The organism is Streptomyces sp. NBC_01390 (assembly GCF_045040105.1).
In the GTDB taxonomy this organism is placed as follows: domain Bacteria; phylum Actinomycetota; class Actinomycetes; order Streptomycetales; family Streptomycetaceae; genus Streptomyces.
The window spans coordinates 484,359-500,823 of record NZ_CP109551.1; the positions used below are offsets into that span (position 1 = coordinate 484,359).

Genomic DNA, 16,465 nt, shown 5'->3' on the forward strand with positions numbered 1-16,465 from the left:
GCGCGAACGGGTCCTAGCTGAGCACGATGGCCCGCTCCGGGCAACTACTGACGGCGGTGCGCACGGCGTTCTCGTGCTCGGCGGGAATCTCCGGCACCAGCACCTCGGCGTACCCGTCGTCGGTGAGGTCGAAGACCTCGGGGCACAGGGTCCAGCACACGCCGTGCCCCCGGCAGCGGTCCTCGTCCACGGCGGCCTTCATCGGGCGGGTTCCTGGGAGAGCGTGAACTCCAGGCCGAGGTGGGTCAGTCCGCGCAGGATGTACGTCGGCAGATACCGGAACTCGCGGGCGTCGGCGGGGCCGTGCACCGTCTCGGAGATCCTGATGTCGGTCGTACGCTCGAGGATGCGCTCGATGGCCACGCGGCCCTCCGCCCGGGCGAGGGGCGCGCCCGGGCAGGTGTGGACGCCCCGGCCGAACGCCAGGTGGTGACGCGCGTTGGCCCGCGTTGCGTCGAAGGTCTGCGGGTCCTCGAAGTGGCGCGGGTCGCGGTTCGCAGCGCCGTTCAGGACCATGAGCGTGGTGCCGGCCGGGATGTCGACCCCGCCCACCGTGGTCGGTACGCGGGAGAGCCGGAAGTCGCCCTTGATGGGGCTCTCCATCCGCAGCACCTCTTCGACGAAGTTCGGGATGCGGTCCGGTTCGGCTCGCAACAGCGCCTGGAGCTCCGGCTGTTCGGCGATGATCTTGAGCGCGTTGCTCAGCAGCCGGACGGTGGTCTCCTGGCCGGCCGCGAAGAGGTTGGTGGCGACGCGGGCGACGTCCGCGACCTCGGGGGTCGAGCCGTCGGGGAAGGTGCCGATGGCGAGGCCGGTGATCACGTCGTCGCGGGGTTCCCGGCGGCGGTCCTCGACATAGGCCGCGAAGCGTTCGTACAGGTACTCCAGCGGCGTGTGGGCCATCTCTCCCTGCGTGCTGCCTACTCCCCCGTCCGCGTGCTGGCGACTCTGGAGCTTCTCGGCGAACTCGTCCCGGTCGGCCTCGGGGATACCGAGCAGGTCGGTGATGACCCGCAGGGTGAACGGGCCGGCGAAACCGCCGATGAAGTCGCCCTCCCCGGCGGCCAGATACTCGTCCAGCTGGGCGTCGGCGAGGTGCCACATGGACGCCTCGTTCTCCTTGAGGCGCCTCGGTGTGATGAGCCGCATCAGCAGCCCGCGGTGGGCGGTGTGCAGAGGCGGGTCGAACGTCGGCAACTGGTCGCTCATGGGGAGTTCGTCCCGGTGACGCTCGATCAGCTCGCTGACGTCATCGCCCTCCAGGGGGACCGGGAACCCCGGGAAGGGCCCGGTCACCGACACGCACGAGGAGAACGTCTCGGAGTCGCTGAAGACCTGCACTGCCTCGTCGTAGCCCGTCACCATCATCACGTCGTGATGGTTCTCCCGCCGCACGGGGCACTGGCCGCGCAGGGCCTCGAAGTACGGATAGGGGTCGGCGACCGCCCCCTCGTCCCGGAAGAAGTCGATTGCCTCGAAGTCACTCACGGTCTGTACGGCTCCCTTCGTCACCCTGACGGCAGACGATAGCAGCGCTCTTCGCCAATGAGAATGACATTTTCAAGTATGGGCATCACCCTGGGGCCCGCTTTGCGGAGATCAGCGGCCGGTCGATCCGCGCCATGACGGCGAGGGCGTCGTCGGCGGTCCGCATGACGGTCGCGCCCGCCGAGGTGCCGGCTCCTTCGGCGAGGTCCGCAAGCAGCCGGGCGTCCTTGCTGAGCAGCGGTCCGCCATGGGCGGCGATCCGGTCGAGGGTGCCACCGGCCGCGGCGACCCGGCCCAGCGCGAAACTCGCCCCGCTGCCGTGCGCGATGACGTCGGCCAGACCGGCCGGGTCCACGTCGAGGCTGCGCCCGAGGGCGAGTACGTCGGCGGAGGTCGCCAGATTCGCGGTGAACAGGGCGTTGTTGAGTAACTTGGCGACCTGCCCCGAGCCCACCGGGCCCATGTGGACCACTGGATCGCCGTATGTCTCGAACACCCGTCGGCAGAAGGCGACGGTCCCGGACTCGCCCCCGACCATCACCAGCAGCCGTCCCTCGGCCGCCGCCCCGCCGCCTCCACTGACCGGCGCGTCGACCAGGGCGACTCCGCGCGGCCGGGCCCGGTCGGCGAGCCGACGGCAGGTGTCGGGGTGGACGGTGCTGTGCACGGCGATCACTCCGCCGGGCCGCAGCCCGGCCAGCACCCCCTCGTTGCCGGCGATGACCTCCTCGACGTCCGCGTCGTCGCCGACGCAGACGCTCACGAGGTCACTTGCGGCGGCCAACTCGGCTGCGGAGACGGCGCGTTGGGCAGAGGTCCCGGCGAACGGGGCGAGCGAGGCAGGCCTTCTCGCCCACAGCGTCGTCGTGAACCCGGCATCGACGATCCGCCGCGCCATGGGTCCGCCCTGACTCCCGAGCCCGATGAACCCCACCCGCATCAGCCGGTCTCCTGTCCTGCCACTCCGGTGACCTCCGGGTCCGCCGCCTTCGCGGCCGCCTCAGGACGCTCGGGCCGCCAGAACGTCGCCAGCAGCCCCGCCGTCGCCACCACGGCCACTCCGAGAGCGATGCCGCCCCCCGCCCAGCCGGTCACCTCGATGTCGGCGGCGTGGTCCAGGGAGACTTTGCCGGGCCCCAGTACTCCGAGCGCCAGCGAGACCGTGGCCAGTATCAGGACGTACTCGTAGCCGTCCTTGAACACGAAGAACCCGTTGGGCCGGTGGGCGAGGAGCCCCGCGACCAGCATCACCGAGACCACCGCCGCACAGGCCAGCGGGGTGAACAGCCCGAGGACCAGCAGCACGCCCGCGCCGACCTCGGTGACCACGCTCATCCACGCCTGCAGTGTGCCGTGCCGCAGCCCGAGCCCGCCGAACCAGCGGGCCGTACCCTCGATCTTTCCGCCGCCCCGCCAGTGGTTGAGCCCGTGCGCGATCATGATGACGCCCAGGACCACTCTGACGACCAGTACCGCGACCGCTTCCGCGTTCGTCAACTCGCCCTCCCCTGCTGTCGTTCGGCGACTTCTGCCGCCGCTGCCGATGGCGCTTCCGCTTCCTCGCGTGCGAGCACGCACTCCTCGACGAACGACAGCACCTTGAGGTGATAGGCCAAAGACGTCAACCCAATGCTCAAGTTGTGTCCGCCGCCCGTCTGTTCGTCGACGGCGACCCGGGGCGACGCGGTGAACAGGGAGGCGATGTCGGCGAGCGCCGAGGGCCCCGAGCTCCACACTCGCTCGTGCTCGCCGAGCGTGTAGTGGACGGGGACGCGGATCAGCGGGGCGAGCTGGGGGAACGTGTCGATCCAGGTCCGGGCCACGACACCCTCGTACGCGGGTGAGCGCGAGGAGATCCGGGCGCCGCCGACCACGTCGTCCGCGTACAGGCGGGACGGCTGCCACAGCAGGTCGCGCACCCCGCTGTTCGGCGGGCGGCGCCGCCAGTCGCCGAGGATTCCGGCCGCGTCGTCGTGGTGGCGGCGTCCGGTGCCGGCGATCTCCAGGCCGAGCAGGTCCGGTCCGCGCCGCTCGTCGGCCGCCATACGGACCCCGAGTTCGCTGCCGATGGAGTGGGCCAGCACGAACACGCCGGCCCCGCGCGGCCGGGCCGCGAGGAGTCGCTCCACGGCCCCGTAGGCGACGTCGACGCGCCGCTCCGGGGACGTGAACTCGTCGGCGTACGGGGCCGAACTGCCGTATCCGGGACGGTCGATGGCGATGACGGTGAAGCCGAGGGCCTCGCCGGTGCGCAGCAGGGACAGCCGGGGCCGGTCCGGGTAGTCGAAGTAGCCCGAGAAGGCGGCTCCGCCGTGCAGCGCGAGGACGACGGCGCGCGGCTGACGTGTCTCCCGGACCAGTGCCGACATGGCGATGCCGTCCACGTCGACGACGACGCGTGAGGCAGCGGTCATGTGTCGGCCCGGAAGAGGATGGCCCCGCTGGGGGTGAGTCCTCCGGTGCTGACCACGGCGACCCGGGCGCCCCGCACCTGGCGCGCGTCGGCCTCGCCGCGCAGCTGGCTGATCGCCTCCTGGACCAGGCCCAGGCCGTGGGTGCGGCCGTGCGAGAGCTGCCCGCCGTGGGTGTTGAGGGGCAGCAGCCCGTCGCGGGCGATGTTCTTGCCGCCGTCCAGGAAGTCCTTGGCCTCGCCGATCCCGCAGAAGCCCAACGCCTCTATCCAGGAGAGGCAGTTGAAGGTGAAGCCGTCGTAGAGCTGTGCGACGTCGACGTCGGCCGGCCGCAGCGAGGTGCGGGTCCACAGATGGGCGGACTGGCCGAGCACCTGGGGTTCGTGGGTGAGGGTGCTCTGGTCCCACTCGATGCGTTCGAGGATCTGGGTGCCGACCGCCTCGACCAGGACGGGCGGTTTGGCGAGGTCCCGGGCCGCGTCCACGGCGGACACGATCACGGCGACCGATCCGTCGCAGGGCACGTCGCAGTCGTACAGCCCGAAGGGGGTGGTGACCGTTCTGGCCTGGAGATAGTCGTCCATGGTGAGCGGGTCGCGGTAGATCGCGGTGGGGTTGAGCGCGGCGTTCGCCCGCTGGTTGAGGGCGATCCAGCCGAGGGTCTCGCGGGTGGTGCCGTAGCGGTGGAAGTGGCGTTGCGCGTTCATGGCGAGGGTGTGCGAGGCGGAGTTCGCGCCGAAGGGCTTCATCCAGCCCGCCGCCGTACCACCGCCTGGCGGGGCGATCCGGTCGCGCTTGACCAGTTCGCCGTACGACGACTCCCAGACCGTACGGAAGCACAGCACATGCCGGGCGAGGCCGCCGGCGACCGCGAGCATCGCCGCGATCAGTGAGCCGCCGGGGCCGAAGGTCTCGCTGCCGCCGTTGTACCAGGTGGGCCGGACGCCCAACGCGGCCTCCAGCGCGGTGACTCCACCCTCGGCGAACCCTCCGTACGCTCCGGCGCCCGGGTAGGCGGCGAGGCCGTCGATGTCGGCGAGGGTCAACCCGGCGTCTGCGATGGCCCGTTCGCAGGCCCGCACCGTCAGGGACAGGGGCGGTACGAGGAGACGGCGTCCGACCTCCGAGGCGCCTACGCCGGTGATCGCGACCTTGTCCTCGAACTTCTCCGGGGTCGCCATCGGGCGTACCCGCGACCGGAATCGGCCGGGCTCGACCTCGTCCACGGGGAAGGGCGCCGGCGTTCCCTGGTCGGCCGCCGGGCGGAACAGGGGAAGCCACGCGTCCCCGGCCCGCTCGAAGACCACCTCCATCCGCATGCCCAACTTCAGCTCGTCCGGGGCGCATTGGACGATGTTGGTGGTGAGGCGGACCCGGGGGTCCTCCTCGACGGCGACCTGGGCGACGACGAACGGGGTCGGCAACCCGGGTGCGGGGAAACGGTGGTTGACGGTGAAGCCGATCAGGGTCGCGAAGCCGGAGACGGCCCGCACTCCAGTCTCGTGCCCGTGGCAGTAGCGGCACACCGGCTGCGGCGGATGGATGAGGGCCGCGCAGGACCCGCACTCCGTCAGGCGCAGCCGGCCGTCCGCGCCGGAGGTCCAGAAGAAGGCGTTCTCCTCCGTGATCTCCGGCGCGGCCCGTCCCGGCGCGTCGGGGGTCTCGTCGGTCATTCCGCGATCTGCGCCTTCGCCTTGCGGACCGTCACCGGCTCGGCGATCCGCTGCTCGTCGCAGACGCGCTGCAGTTTCTCCAGGGTCTCGTCGAGTCCCGCGCCGAGCCGTGACCCCGGGGTGAAGGTCGCCGGGAGGTGGCGCATGCCCTGGATGATGCCGATGGTCTCGTAGTGCACTGTGCCCTCCGGTTCGCACCGGTAGTCGGGCATACGGTCGAACACCTGGGTGACCATGCGCTTGAAGACCGTACGGGCGACGTTGGATCCGATGCAGCGGTGGATGCCGAGGCCGAAGCTGCTGTGCCGGTTGGCCGGGCGTTCCAGGTTGATGGTGTCGGGGTCGGGGAACACGGAGGGGTCTCGGTTGGCCATCGCCCAGGACAGCCAGAGCCGTTCTCCCTCCTTGAAGCGTGTTCCGGCGATCTCGCAGTCGGCTGAGAAGGTGCGTCCGTCGCCCGGCGCGGGTGCGAAGAACCGCAGGAACTCCTCCGTGGCGGAGTCCAGCAGGGTGTCCCGGTCGCGGCTGAGGCGGTCCCGCTCAGCGGGATTCTCCCCGAGCCACTCCAGCGCGTGCGCGGTGAGCGCGGTCGTGGTGTCGAAGCCGCCGCCGATCAACAGGGCGAGTACGCCGAGGAGTTCGCTGTCCGGCGGGGTCCTGCCGTTGATGTCCGCGTGGATGAGGGCGTCCACCAGTCCGGGCCTGGGGCTGGCGCGGATCTCCGCGATGGACTTGGCCAGGCCGATGCCCATGTTCCGGGCCATCTCGGCGACCCGTTTCATGTCGGGCGAGCCCGGCGGGGTGTAGACGGAGGCGTGGGCCGGCTCGCTGTAGAGGGTCCAGTCCTTGAGCGGGATGCCCATCATCGCCAGGGTGAGAACGGCCGGGACGATGTTGGCGAGGTCGTCGACGAAGTCGATGCGGCCGGTCTCGATCCTCTCGTCGATGGCGGCCCGCACCACCTCGTCGATGACCGGGATCCAGCGGCTGATGGCCGCCGGGGAGAGGTAGGGGTTGAGCGACTGGCGGTAGTGGCGCTGCTCGGGCGGATCCATCTCCAGGAACCCGCCCTGGACCTGACCGCGCTCCTTGGACGGCGGTGGGATGGTGATGCCCTGGTATCCGCGCCGTTCGCCCTTCACGTCGTGGTCGTTGGAGATGAACTCGGCGGCCCGGGCCAGTTCGAACACCTCGCGGTTGCCGCTGGCGACCCAGTGGCCGCCGTGGGTCTCGGTCCAGGCGATGGGGCACTTGGACTGCAGCTCATGGGTGGTCTCGGTGAACTGGTGCCGGTACTCGGGGGTGTGCCGGTCGAAGTGGACGGTGTGCTTCTTACGGTCGGCGTCGTCATCGTCCGTGGTCATCGGTTGTTGTCCCTCCCCTTCAGGAAACGAAGATCGCGCGTTCCGGACAGGACCTGACCGCCTCGACGACCTGGCCCTGCTGGTCGTCCGGAACCTCCTCGTCGATCGCCGACGAGTGACCGTCGATCTCGCTCAACTCGAACACCTTCGGAGCTCTCATGGCGCAGAGCGTGTGGCCCTGACAGCGCTCCGGGTCGACCCGTACCTTCACGACCTGATTCCTTCCTGCCGCACTTCAGGCTTTCTGCGGCAACTTCGTCTCTGCTGGCGTTACTTGAGATCCGCCATCGACTTGCCGACATCGGCGAGCGTCATCGGCTTGCCGTAGGTCCCCTTGTACTTGTATGCCGGGATGTCGCAGCGGTAGGCGCCCTGATCCGGCTTGAAATCGGCGACCGTCCAGCCCTTCTCGGTCGCCTGCACCACGTTGAAGCACTTCGGCGGGTTGGTGACCTTCGTCAGATCCGTCGGCGCCTGGAGTCCGCCCGCCGTCCACTGCGTCTGCTTCGTCGCGTTCTCGTACACGCAACCGCGGGTCAGGTCGGCGCATTCGCCGGCCGCGGTGGCGAACAGGAGCCAGTTCGCGAAGGAGCGCAGTACGGGCAGAGTGACCTGGGCGTCGGGCGCGTACTTGGCGAACAGGTCCTGGACCTGCTTGGTCGCCGGGTTACTGGAGGCCTGCTCCAGGGGGACGACACCGCTGAGGTCGGCGTAGTTGTTCTGCTTGGCCAGCGAGGTGCCCGCCAGTTGGAGGAACGCGGGACCGTAGGCGTTGTTGTTGGTGTCGATCCAGTCGAGCTTGTAGCCCGTGTTGGTCAACGCCTGTTCCAGCTTGGCGAGTTCGTTGAAGGAACCGTTGAAGATGAGGCCCTTGACCTTCTTGCTCTTGATGCTCTGCGCATAGGGCGTCCAGTCGGAGACCCCGGCCGCCGGGTAGACGTCCGCGTAGGCCACCTTGCCGCCGATCGCGGGAATCAGTTCCTTGACCTGCGCGGCGATGACCTTGGTGACCGGTACGTCGCCGGAGATGACGCCGACATGCTGGGCGGAGTCCGGGTGGGCCTCCTTGATCAGCCAGGTGTAGTAGCCGGTGTAGGGGGCGTAGCCGACTCCGGCGCCCTGGGCGAGCACCTGGAGGTCGGCGCCGAGGGCGTTGATCGTGCTGGACTGCGCCGGGAAGTCGGGCAGCAGACAGTTCAGCCGTTCCTTGACACCGAGGCCGTCGATGGCGGCGCCGCCACCGACGAGGGCGAAGTCGTCCCGGCAGGCCTCGATCATCCGCTGCTGGACCTCCATGAGCTTGGAGTCGCGGGTGACAGGGACGATCTTGCGGCCGTTGATGCCGCCGGCGGCGTTGCACCAGGAGGTGAACACCTTGGCGGCGTTGACGAACTCCGGGTTCTTGGTGAACCCGACGTCGCTGAAGACACCGACCTTGATCTCGCTGTCGGTGACGCCCTGTTCGGTCACGGACTTGGGGCTGCCGGAGTGGCAGACGTTCTTGAGTGTGCCGAAGTCCGCGTTCGCTGCGGCGCCGGACGCGGATGTGGACGGCTCGCCGGCGCTGCCGGCGGGGGTGGAGCGGTCGGAACACCCGGCCAGGGCCAGTACGAGCGCGGTCGCGATGAGCAGACGTCTCATCGGTCCTCCCGGTGAAGTGGTTCTGGAAGTGCGGGAATCACCAGGTGCGGTGATCAGGTGACCGCGCCCGCCTCTTTCAGTTCGAGGATGCGGGTCCAGTCCAGGCCCAGTTCGAGAAGGATCTCCTCGGTCTGGGCGGCGAACTCGGGCGCGGGCCCGAGCGGTACAGCCGCGGTGACGTCGAACTGCACGGGGCTGGCGGCGAGTTCGAGCTCACCGACCGTGACGAGGTACTCGTTGGCGCGGACCTGTGTGTCCTCGCCGACCTGGAGGGTGTTCTGTACGGGGGCCCAGGGTCCGGCGAGGGTCGCGAAGCGCTTCGTCCAGTGGGCGAGCGTGCGGCCCCCGAGCACCTCACGCAGGATCTTGACGGCCTGCTCGGTGTTGACGGCGAGGAGTTCGGCGGTGGCGAAGCGGGGATCGTCGGCGAGTTCGGGGCGGTCGACGTGGTGGCACACGTCGGCCCAGAACTTGCCGGGCTGCATCATCACGAACGCCAGGTGGTGACCGTCGGCGGTGGCGTACAGCCCGGACAGGGGGTTGGCGACGGAGCCGTGGGCGCCCGCCGGTGGCGCGGCCCAGGGCCTGCCCAGGTGGAGGGAGAGCGCGGTGGCGTGTCCCATGGCCCAGACGCCGCTGCCGAGCAGGGAGACGTCGACAACGGAGGCTTCACCGGTGCGTTCGCGCCGCAGCAGCGCGGCCGCGATGCCCCCGGCGAGGTTCGTCCCGGAGACGGTGTCCCCGTAGGCGGGACCGGGCGGGCCGATCATGCCTTCGGTGCCGGCCGGGGTGATGCTGGCGGCGGTGCCGGCCCGGCACCAGAAGGCGGTCATGTCGTAGCCGCCCTTGACCGCTTCGGGGCCGCGCGGTCCCAGGGCGCTCCCCCGGGCGTAGACGATGTCCGGGTTGACGGCGCGGATGTCGTCCACGTCGATGCCGAACCGTTCGCGGTGTCCGGGCAGGAAGCTGGTGAGGAACACGTCCGCGCGCCCGGCCAGCTCGTACAGCACCTCGCGGCCCTCGGGCTTGGAGATGTCGAGGCCGAGGCTGCGCTTGCCCCGGTTGGCGTGCTCGACGTTGGGGTTCGGTTCTCCCTCGACGACGAACGTGCCGGTGCGCCTGAGCCCGCGCTGCGGGTCGCCGTTGACGGCGTGCTCGACCTTGATGACGTCCGCGCCCCAGTCCGCGAGCACGGCGCCGGCCGAGGGGACGAAGCCGTACATGGCCACTTCGAGGACGCGGATTCCCTCCAGGGGCCTCACCGGACGACCGCCGCGAAGGACTTGTACTCGAGGAACTCTTCCAGCCCGGGAACGCCGCTCTCCCGACCGATCCCGGACTGCTTGTAGCCGCCGAACGGGACGTCCGCGGCGAAGTAGTTGCCGCCGTTGATGCTGAACGTGCCGGTACGGATGCGGCGCGCCAGGGCGATGGCCCGGTCCTCGTCGGCGCTCTGGATCCCGCCGGAGAGGCCGTAGACCGAGTTGTTGGCGATGCGTACGGCGTCGTCATCGTCGTCGTACGGGATGACGACGAGCACGGGTCCGAAGACCTCGTCCTGGGCGATCTCGCTGTCCGGGTCGACGTCGGTGAGCAGGGTGGGGGTGAAGTAGAAGCCGGGGTCGACCAACGCGCCGCCGGTGACCAGTCTCGCACCCGCGGCGACGGCCCGCCGGACCATGCCGTCGACCTTGTCGCGCTGTTTGGCGCTGATGAGCGGGCCGGCGAAGGTCTTGGGGTCGGCAGGGTCACCCAGGGGCATCCGGGCGAGGCCTGCGGCGACCTTCTCGACGATCTCGTCGTGGTGTGCCCGGGGCACCAGGAGGCGGGTGGTGAGCGCGCAGCCCTGACCCGAGTGGGAGCAGATCATGCCGGCGGCGAACATGGCGGCCGTGTCGAGGTCGGCGTCGTCGAGGATGATCATCGCGGACTTGCCGCCGAGTTCGAGGAACACCTTCTTCACCGTGCGGGCCGCGACCTCCATGATCCGTCGGCCGGTGGCGGTGGAGCCGGTGAAGGAGACCATGTCGACGTCGGCGTGGCTGGTGAGCACCTCGGCGGCCTCGACGGAGGTGGACGTCAGCACATTGACCACGCCGGGCGGGATGTCCGTGTGCCCGGCGATCAGTTCACCGAGGAACAGCGTGGTCAGGGGCGTGTCCGGGGCGCCCTTGAGGACGACCGTGCAGCCCGCGGCGAGCGAGGGGGCGAGCTTGGCGAGGGCCAGCTGGTTGGGGTAGTTGTACGCGGTGATCGCGGAGACGACCCCGACGGCCTCCTTCTCCACCCAGCGCCGGTGCCGCTGCCCCCGGATCTCCACCTCGCCGAGGTCCTCGGTCAGGGGGTACTTGCGCAGCAGGTCCGCGTAGTAGCGGACCAGTTTGACGGGGTCCTCCAACTGGGGTCCGTAGGTGAGCATGCGGGGTGCGCCGACCTCGGCGATCGTCAGCTCGCGCAGCTCTTCCAGGTGGTCGGTCAGCGCCTGGTGGAGCTGGTCGAGACAGCGGATGCGCAACTGGACGTCGGTGGACCAGCTCGTGGTGTCGAAGGCGCGCCGGGCGGCGGCGACGGCGGCCTCGGTCTGGGCGACCGTGGCGTCGGGGGCGTGTTCGAGGACCTCGCCGGTGGCGGGGTTGAGCGAGGGGTAGGTGTTCTCGGTCCCGACGAGCGCTCCGTCGATGAGCAGCCGCTTCACCGCAGACTCCTCTGTACGTCGATGCGGGGCCGCTTCGCCGCAGGCTGCCCGTGTACGTCGTTGACTTGCCGCCTCACAGCCGGACCCCCTGGCCGCCGTCGACGGGGATGACCTGGCCGGTGAGCCAGCTCGCGGCGTCGGAGAGCAGGAACAGCACGGTCGGGGTGAGGTCACCCGGCTGCCCCATCCGGCCGAGCGCCAGCCGCTGAGCCATCACGGCCTGGTGCTCCTTCGGCAGCACGGTGCCGGTGGCCTCGGTGTCCGTCGGGCCCGGGGCGATGCCGTTGACCCGGATGTTGCGGCCGCCGAGTTCGGCGGCGAGCGAGGCGGTGAGGTGGTTGATGCCGGCCTTGGCGAGGCCGTAGTAGCCGGAGGCCATGTAGGCGGCGGTGGACGACTGGTTGACGATCGCGCCGCCCTCGGTCATGTGCGGGACGACCGCCCTGGTGCAGTAGACCGCGCCCATCAGGTTCACCTGCAGGAACCGGTTGAGGTAGCCGAGGTCGACGGTGGTGAGGCCGTCGCGCTTCATGCTGTGGTAGATCGCGGCGTTGTTGACCAGGTAGTCGATCCGGCCGAACTCCGCGACCGTGGCGGCGGCCATCGCCTCGGCGGACTCCGGGTCCCCGACGTCGACCTTGACGAACACCGCCCCGTCGATGTCCTTGGCGACCCGCTGCCCCTGCTCCTCGTTGATCTCGGCGACGACGACGCGGGCGCCCTCCGCGGCCAGCGCCCGCGCGTAGTCCTCGCCGATTCCCTGTCCCGCACCGGTGACGATCGCCACCTTGTCCTGGAACCGCATCCTGTCTCCTTGCTCGGATGGACGGCTTGCCCCGATGCGGCGGAAACTACATTCTCACTTTCAGCAAATCAACCATCCGAACACGAGAATGTGCAGCATCACAGCAAGTTGAGGGATAGCCGAGGACCCCGGCCCGCCGACGCCCGCCTCCGCCGCCCCGACGAGAGATCCGCGCGACACTTCCCGACGGGCAGTGGCGAGAATAGCATTCTCGCGTACGGAAGGAGTATTTCCATGATCGACGCGAGGGTGTCGAGTCCAGCCCCGGGCCACGACCGCCGGACCAGCGACCGCACGACGTGGGAGACCGCATGAAGACCGCAGTTGTCACCGGAGGCAGCTCCGGAATCGGGCTGGCCGTCGCCGAGCGGCTGAAGGCCGACGGCTATCACGTCGCGACCCTCGACCTGAACCCCGCCGGTTCGGGCCCGGCGTTCTCGCGCGTCACCGACGTCACCGACCGGGCGCAGGTGGACGAGGCAATGGCCGCCGTCCGGGAGCGACTCGGACCGGTCACCATCCTGGTCAACGCGGCCGGAATGTCGGGCTACAAACGCTTCCAGGACCTGACGTTCGCCGCGTGGCAGCGGGTCGTCGACGTCAACCTCAGCAGCGTCTTCCACTGCGTCCAGGCCGCGCTGCCCGACATGCTGGAAACCGGCTGGGGGCGGATCGTCAACATCTCCTCCTCCAGCGCGCAGTCCGGACAGCAGTTCATGACGCACTACGTCGCCGCCAAGTCGGCGGTGAACGGACTGACCAAGTCACTCGCACTCGAACTGGGCCCGGCCGGCATCACCGTCAACGCGGTCCCGCCGGGCTTCATCGACACACCCATGCTTCGCAGGGCGGAGTCGCGCGAACTGCTCGGCGGAACGGTCGAGGAACACATCCAGCGCACTCCCGTACGGCGGGTCGGACGCCCCGAGGACATCGCCGCCGCCTGCGCGTTCCTGGTCTCGGAGGAGGCCGGGTACATCACCGGGCAGATCCTGGGCGTGAACGGCGGGCGCAACACATGAACGGCACGCCTCGCATCACCCCGCTCCCGCACGCCGAGTACCTCAAGGCACTCGGCACGTCGGCCCCCGACGCACGGAAACCGCCCTCGAACGCGCTCGGCCTGCTCGCCCGGCACCCCGAACTGGCCAAGGCGTTCCTCGCGTTCAACAAGTACCTGCTGGTCGAGTCGACGCTGCCGAAACGCACCCGTGAGCTGGTCGTCCTGCGGGTGGCCTGGCGGCGGCGCTGCCGGTACGAGTGGGCGCAGCACGCCCTGATCGCCCGGCGGGCCGGGATCACCGACGCGGAGATCGACCTCGTCCGGACCGGCGCCCCCACCCCGCTCAACCGGGCGGTGGACGAACTGGAGACGGACTCGCGGCTGTCCGACGCGACCTACCAGGCACTCGGCACGGACCTGGACGACCGCCAGCTCATGGACCTGGTGTTCACCGTGGGCACCTACGGCGCACTGGCCACGGCCCTGAACACCTTCGAGGTCGAACTGGATCCAGGGATCCCTGACGAGAACTTCAATACCCAGCTATGAGAATGCTATTCTCATTCTGGAGAAGGGAGTGATCATGCCACACTTCGCCAAGCCGGCGGCCGGAAGCTGGACCGAGCAGTACCCCGAGTTGGGCACGAGCCCCGTGAACTACGAGGACTCGATCGACCCCGCGTACTACGAGGCCGAGCGGGAGGCCGTCTTCAAGCGGACCTGGCTGAACGTCGGCCGCGTGGAACAGGTACCGAAGACTGGCAGCTACTTCACGAAGGAACTCGCGGCCGCGGACACCTCGCTGATCATCGTGCGGGGCAGGGACAAGGAGATCCGCGCCTTCCACAACATCTGCCGGCACCGCGGCAACAAGCTGGTGTGGAACGACTTCCCGAACGAGGAGGTCAAGGGCACCTGCCGCCAGTTCACCTGCAAGTACCACGCCTGGCGCTACAGCCTCGACGGCGAGCTGACCTTCGTCCAGCAGGAGCAGGAGTTCTTCGACCTGGACAAGTCGGACTACGGGCTCAAGCAGGTCCGCTGCGAGGTCTGGGAAGGCTTCGTCTTCGTCAACCTGGACCCCGACGCGCTGCCGCTGAAGGAGTATCTCGGCGACCTGGCCAAGGGCTTGGAGGGCTATCCCTTCCACGAGATGACCGAGGTCTTCACGTACAAGGCGGAGATCGGCAGCAACTGGAAGCTGTTCATCGACGCGTTCGCGGAGTTCTACCACGCCCCCGTCCTGCACATGAAGCAGGCCGTCAAGGACGAGGCCGACAAGCTCCTCAACGTCGGATACGAAGCGCTGCACTACGAGATCCACAGCCCGCACTCGATGATCTCGTCCTGGGGAGGCATGTCCCCGCCCAAGGACCTGAGCATCGTCAAGCCCATCGAACGGGTGCTGCGCAGCGGCCTGTTCGGCCCGTGGGAGGCGCCCGACATCGAGGGGCTCGACCCCCTTCCCCCGGGTCTGAACCCGGGCGCGCACCGGGCGTGGGGGAACGATTCCTTCGAGTTCTTCCCCAACATGACGCTGCTGATCTGGAAGCCCGGCTGGTACCTGACCTACCACTACTGGCCGACAGCGGTCGACAGGCACGTCTTCGAGGCCAACCTCTACTTCGTGCCCGCGAAGACAGCTCGCGAGCGGCTGAAGCAGGAGCTCGCCGCGGTGACGTTCAAGGAGTACGCCCTCCAGGACGGCAACACCCTGGAGGCCACGCAGACCATGCTCAAGAGCCGGGTCGTCACCGATTTCCCGCTCTGTGACCAGGAGTTGCTGCTCCGCCATCTGCACAAGACGGTCGCCGACCACGTCAAGGAGCACACCGATGCTGCCCAGTGAGTTCGCGGCGCTCGAACCGTTCACCGCCTGGGTCCTCGCCTCCGAACGCGACCGCTACAGCAAGCGGCTGGCCAGCTCCATGGAGGACATGCAGGCCTTCTACGACGCGGCGTTCCCGCTCCTTGAGCAGGCCTCCGACCACCTCGACAAGTTCCCTCTCGACGAACTGCCGGAAGCCGAGCGCAATCTGCTGCTGCTGATGTTCTCCCTGGTGAACGTCTCGTTCCCGGTCGAGGTGTGGAAGCAGGCCCGGGTGCCGGACAGTGGGGCCGCCTATATGGACCTCGTCGTCGAACCCCGGGTCTGACCGGTCGTGGTCACACTCAGGGCGGCGCGTGTACTGCACGTCGAGACCGGGGAGCTCGAGGAACCGGGTCTCGTCCATGTCGACCGCGACCGCATCACGCGGACCGGTGCCGACGCCGGGGGCGACGTGCTGGATCTGGGGGACGTCACCCTGCTGCCCGGCCTGATGGACATGGAGGTCAACCTCCTCATGGGCGGCCGGGGCGAGACCCCGGTCCTGTCCATGGTCCAGGACGATCCGCCGCTGCGCATGCTGCGGGCCGTGGGCAACGCCCGGCGCACTCTCCGGTCGGGCTTCACCACGGTCAGGAACCTCGGGCTGTTCGTGAAGACCGGTGGCTATCTGCTCGACGTCGCCCTGGCCAGGGCCGTCGACGCCGGCTGGATCGAGGGGCCCCGGATCGTCCCCGCAGGGCACGCGATCACCCCGACCGGCGGGCATCTGGACCCGAGCATGTTCGGCGCGCTGGCCCCCGGCATCATGCCGCTCTCCGTGGAGGAGGGCGTCGCCAACGGGGTGGACGAGGTGCGCAAGGCCGTGCGGTACCAGATCAAGCACGGGGCCAGGCTCATCAAGGTCTGCGCGTCCGGGGGTGTCATGTCCCACACGGGCACCCCCGGCGCGCAGCACTACTCCGACGCGGAGTTGCGGGCGATCGTCGACGAGGCGCACCGGCGCGGGCTGAAGGTGGCCGCGCACACGCACGGCGCCGACGCGGTGCGCTCGGCGGTGGAGGCGGGCATCGACTGCATCGAGCACGGCTTCCTCCTGGACGACGAGACGATCGCGCTGATGGCGGAGCGCGGCACCTTCCTGGTCCCGACCACCGCGCTGATCGACGGTATGGACGTGTCCCGGGCCGCCCCCGAACTGCGCGCCAAGGCCGCAGAGGTGTTCCCGCACGCCCGGTCCGTCGTCGCCAGGGCCGCCAAGGCGGGCGTCCGGATCGCGGTGGGCACCGACGCTCCGGCGATCCCGCACGGCAAGGGCGCCCAGGAGATGGTCGCCCTGGTGGAGCGGGGGATGGAACCGCTGGAGGTGCTGCGGGCGGCGACGGTCAACGCGGCCGAGCTGATCGACGCGGACGACCGAGGGCGCGTCGCGGAGGGCCTGCTCGCCGACCTGATCGCCGTACCGGGCAACCCACTCGATGACATGTCGGTACTGGCAGATGTGCGGTTCGTGATGAAGGGGGGCAAGGTCTTCCGCAACGAACCGCGGTGACACTG

General features: G+C 69.4%; 17 protein-coding genes. 5 read left to right on the forward strand and 12 right to left on the reverse strand.

Annotated features, from left to right (window positions below; genetic code table 11):
- Positions 1–13: 13 nt before the first annotated feature.
- The 12 genes from OG241_RS01995 to OG241_RS02050 all read right to left on the reverse strand — a co-directional run bounded on the left by OG241_RS01995 (position 14) and on the right by OG241_RS02050 (position 12,077).
- Complete coding sequence (locus tag OG241_RS01995; RefSeq protein WP_405813237.1) at positions 14–202, reverse strand: ferredoxin; 189 nt, start codon at positions 200–202, stop codon at positions 14–16.
- Positions 199–1,488 (reverse strand): cytochrome P450, encoded by a 1,290-nt coding sequence (locus OG241_RS02000; protein ID WP_405813239.1) that lies wholly within the window; start codon positions 1,486–1,488, stop codon positions 199–201. Before OG241_RS02000 ends, OG241_RS01995 begins: the two co-directional genes overlap by 4 nt.
- Positions 1,489–1,573: 85 nt before the next feature.
- Positions 1,574–2,428 carry an NAD(P)-dependent oxidoreductase gene (locus OG241_RS02005; protein WP_405813241.1) on the reverse strand — a complete coding sequence of 285 codons (855 nt, stop codon included), beginning with the start codon at positions 2,426–2,428 and terminating at the stop codon, positions 1,574–1,576.
- A complete protein-coding gene (locus tag OG241_RS02010) occupies positions 2,428–2,985 on the reverse strand; it encodes a DoxX family protein (protein ID WP_405813242.1) in 558 nt (185 codons plus the stop codon). The genes OG241_RS02005 and OG241_RS02010 overlap by 1 nt, the downstream gene beginning before the upstream one ends.
- Positions 2,982–3,902, reverse strand: coding sequence for an alpha/beta hydrolase (locus OG241_RS02015; protein ID WP_405813244.1), 921 nt, complete (start codon positions 3,900–3,902; stop codon positions 2,982–2,984). The genes OG241_RS02010 and OG241_RS02015 overlap by 4 nt, the downstream gene beginning before the upstream one ends.
- The gene (locus OG241_RS02020) at positions 3,899–5,572 is read right to left on the reverse strand and encodes a thiolase C-terminal domain-containing protein (RefSeq protein ID WP_405813246.1); all 1,674 of its coding nucleotides are present in this window, start codon (positions 5,570–5,572) and stop codon (positions 3,899–3,901) included. The genes OG241_RS02015 and OG241_RS02020 overlap by 4 nt, the downstream gene beginning before the upstream one ends.
- Positions 5,569–6,936, reverse strand: coding sequence for a cytochrome P450 (locus OG241_RS02025; RefSeq protein WP_405813248.1), 1,368 nt, complete (start codon positions 6,934–6,936; stop codon positions 5,569–5,571). Before OG241_RS02025 ends, OG241_RS02020 begins: the two co-directional genes overlap by 4 nt.
- 19 nt (positions 6,937–6,955) lie before the next feature.
- Positions 6,956–7,147: a ferredoxin gene (locus OG241_RS02030; RefSeq protein WP_405813250.1), complete on the reverse strand. Its 192-nt coding sequence runs from the start codon at positions 7,145–7,147 to the stop codon at positions 6,956–6,958.
- A gap of 59 nt (positions 7,148–7,206) precedes the next feature.
- Positions 7,207–8,577, reverse strand: coding sequence for an ABC transporter substrate-binding protein (locus OG241_RS02035; RefSeq protein WP_405813251.1), 1,371 nt, complete (start codon positions 8,575–8,577; stop codon positions 7,207–7,209).
- A gap of 53 nt (positions 8,578–8,630) precedes the next feature.
- Positions 8,631–9,839: a CaiB/BaiF CoA transferase family protein gene (locus tag OG241_RS02040; RefSeq protein WP_405813253.1), complete on the reverse strand. Its 1,209-nt coding sequence runs from the start codon at positions 9,837–9,839 to the stop codon at positions 8,631–8,633.
- On the reverse strand, positions 9,836–11,272 hold the full coding sequence (locus OG241_RS02045) for an aldehyde dehydrogenase family protein (protein WP_405813254.1): 1,437 nt from the start codon (positions 11,270–11,272) through the stop codon (positions 9,836–9,838). Before OG241_RS02045 ends, OG241_RS02040 begins: the two co-directional genes overlap by 4 nt.
- 73 nt (positions 11,273–11,345) lie before the next feature.
- Entirely contained in the window at positions 11,346–12,077 is a 732-nt protein-coding gene (locus OG241_RS02050) for an SDR family oxidoreductase (RefSeq protein ID WP_405813256.1), read from the reverse strand.
- Between the two features lie 311 nt (positions 12,078–12,388).
- Here OG241_RS02050 and OG241_RS02055 point away from each other — a divergent pair, with 311 nt between their 5' ends.
- The 5 genes from OG241_RS02055 to OG241_RS02075 are packed head-to-tail and all read left to right on the forward strand — an operon-like array spanning position 12,389 to position 16,460.
- A complete protein-coding gene (locus OG241_RS02055; RefSeq protein WP_405813257.1) occupies positions 12,389–13,099 on the forward strand; it encodes an SDR family NAD(P)-dependent oxidoreductase in 711 nt (236 codons plus the stop codon).
- A complete protein-coding gene (locus OG241_RS02060; protein WP_405813258.1) occupies positions 13,096–13,629 on the forward strand; it encodes a carboxymuconolactone decarboxylase family protein in 534 nt (177 codons plus the stop codon). Before OG241_RS02055 ends, OG241_RS02060 begins: the two co-directional genes overlap by 4 nt.
- A gap of 34 nt (positions 13,630–13,663) precedes the next feature.
- Positions 13,664–14,929 carry an aromatic ring-hydroxylating dioxygenase subunit alpha gene (locus OG241_RS02065; RefSeq protein WP_405813259.1) on the forward strand — a complete coding sequence of 422 codons (1,266 nt, stop codon included), beginning with the start codon at positions 13,664–13,666 and terminating at the stop codon, positions 14,927–14,929.
- The gene (locus OG241_RS02070; RefSeq protein WP_405813261.1) at positions 14,916–15,236 is read left to right on the forward strand and encodes a hypothetical protein; all 321 of its coding nucleotides are present in this window, start codon (positions 14,916–14,918) and stop codon (positions 15,234–15,236) included. Before OG241_RS02065 ends, OG241_RS02070 begins: the two co-directional genes overlap by 14 nt.
- A gap of 6 nt (positions 15,237–15,242) precedes the next feature.
- Entirely contained in the window at positions 15,243–16,460 is a 1,218-nt protein-coding gene (locus tag OG241_RS02075; protein ID WP_405813263.1) for an amidohydrolase family protein, read from the forward strand.
- The last annotated feature ends 5 nt before the right edge of the window (positions 16,461–16,465 follow it).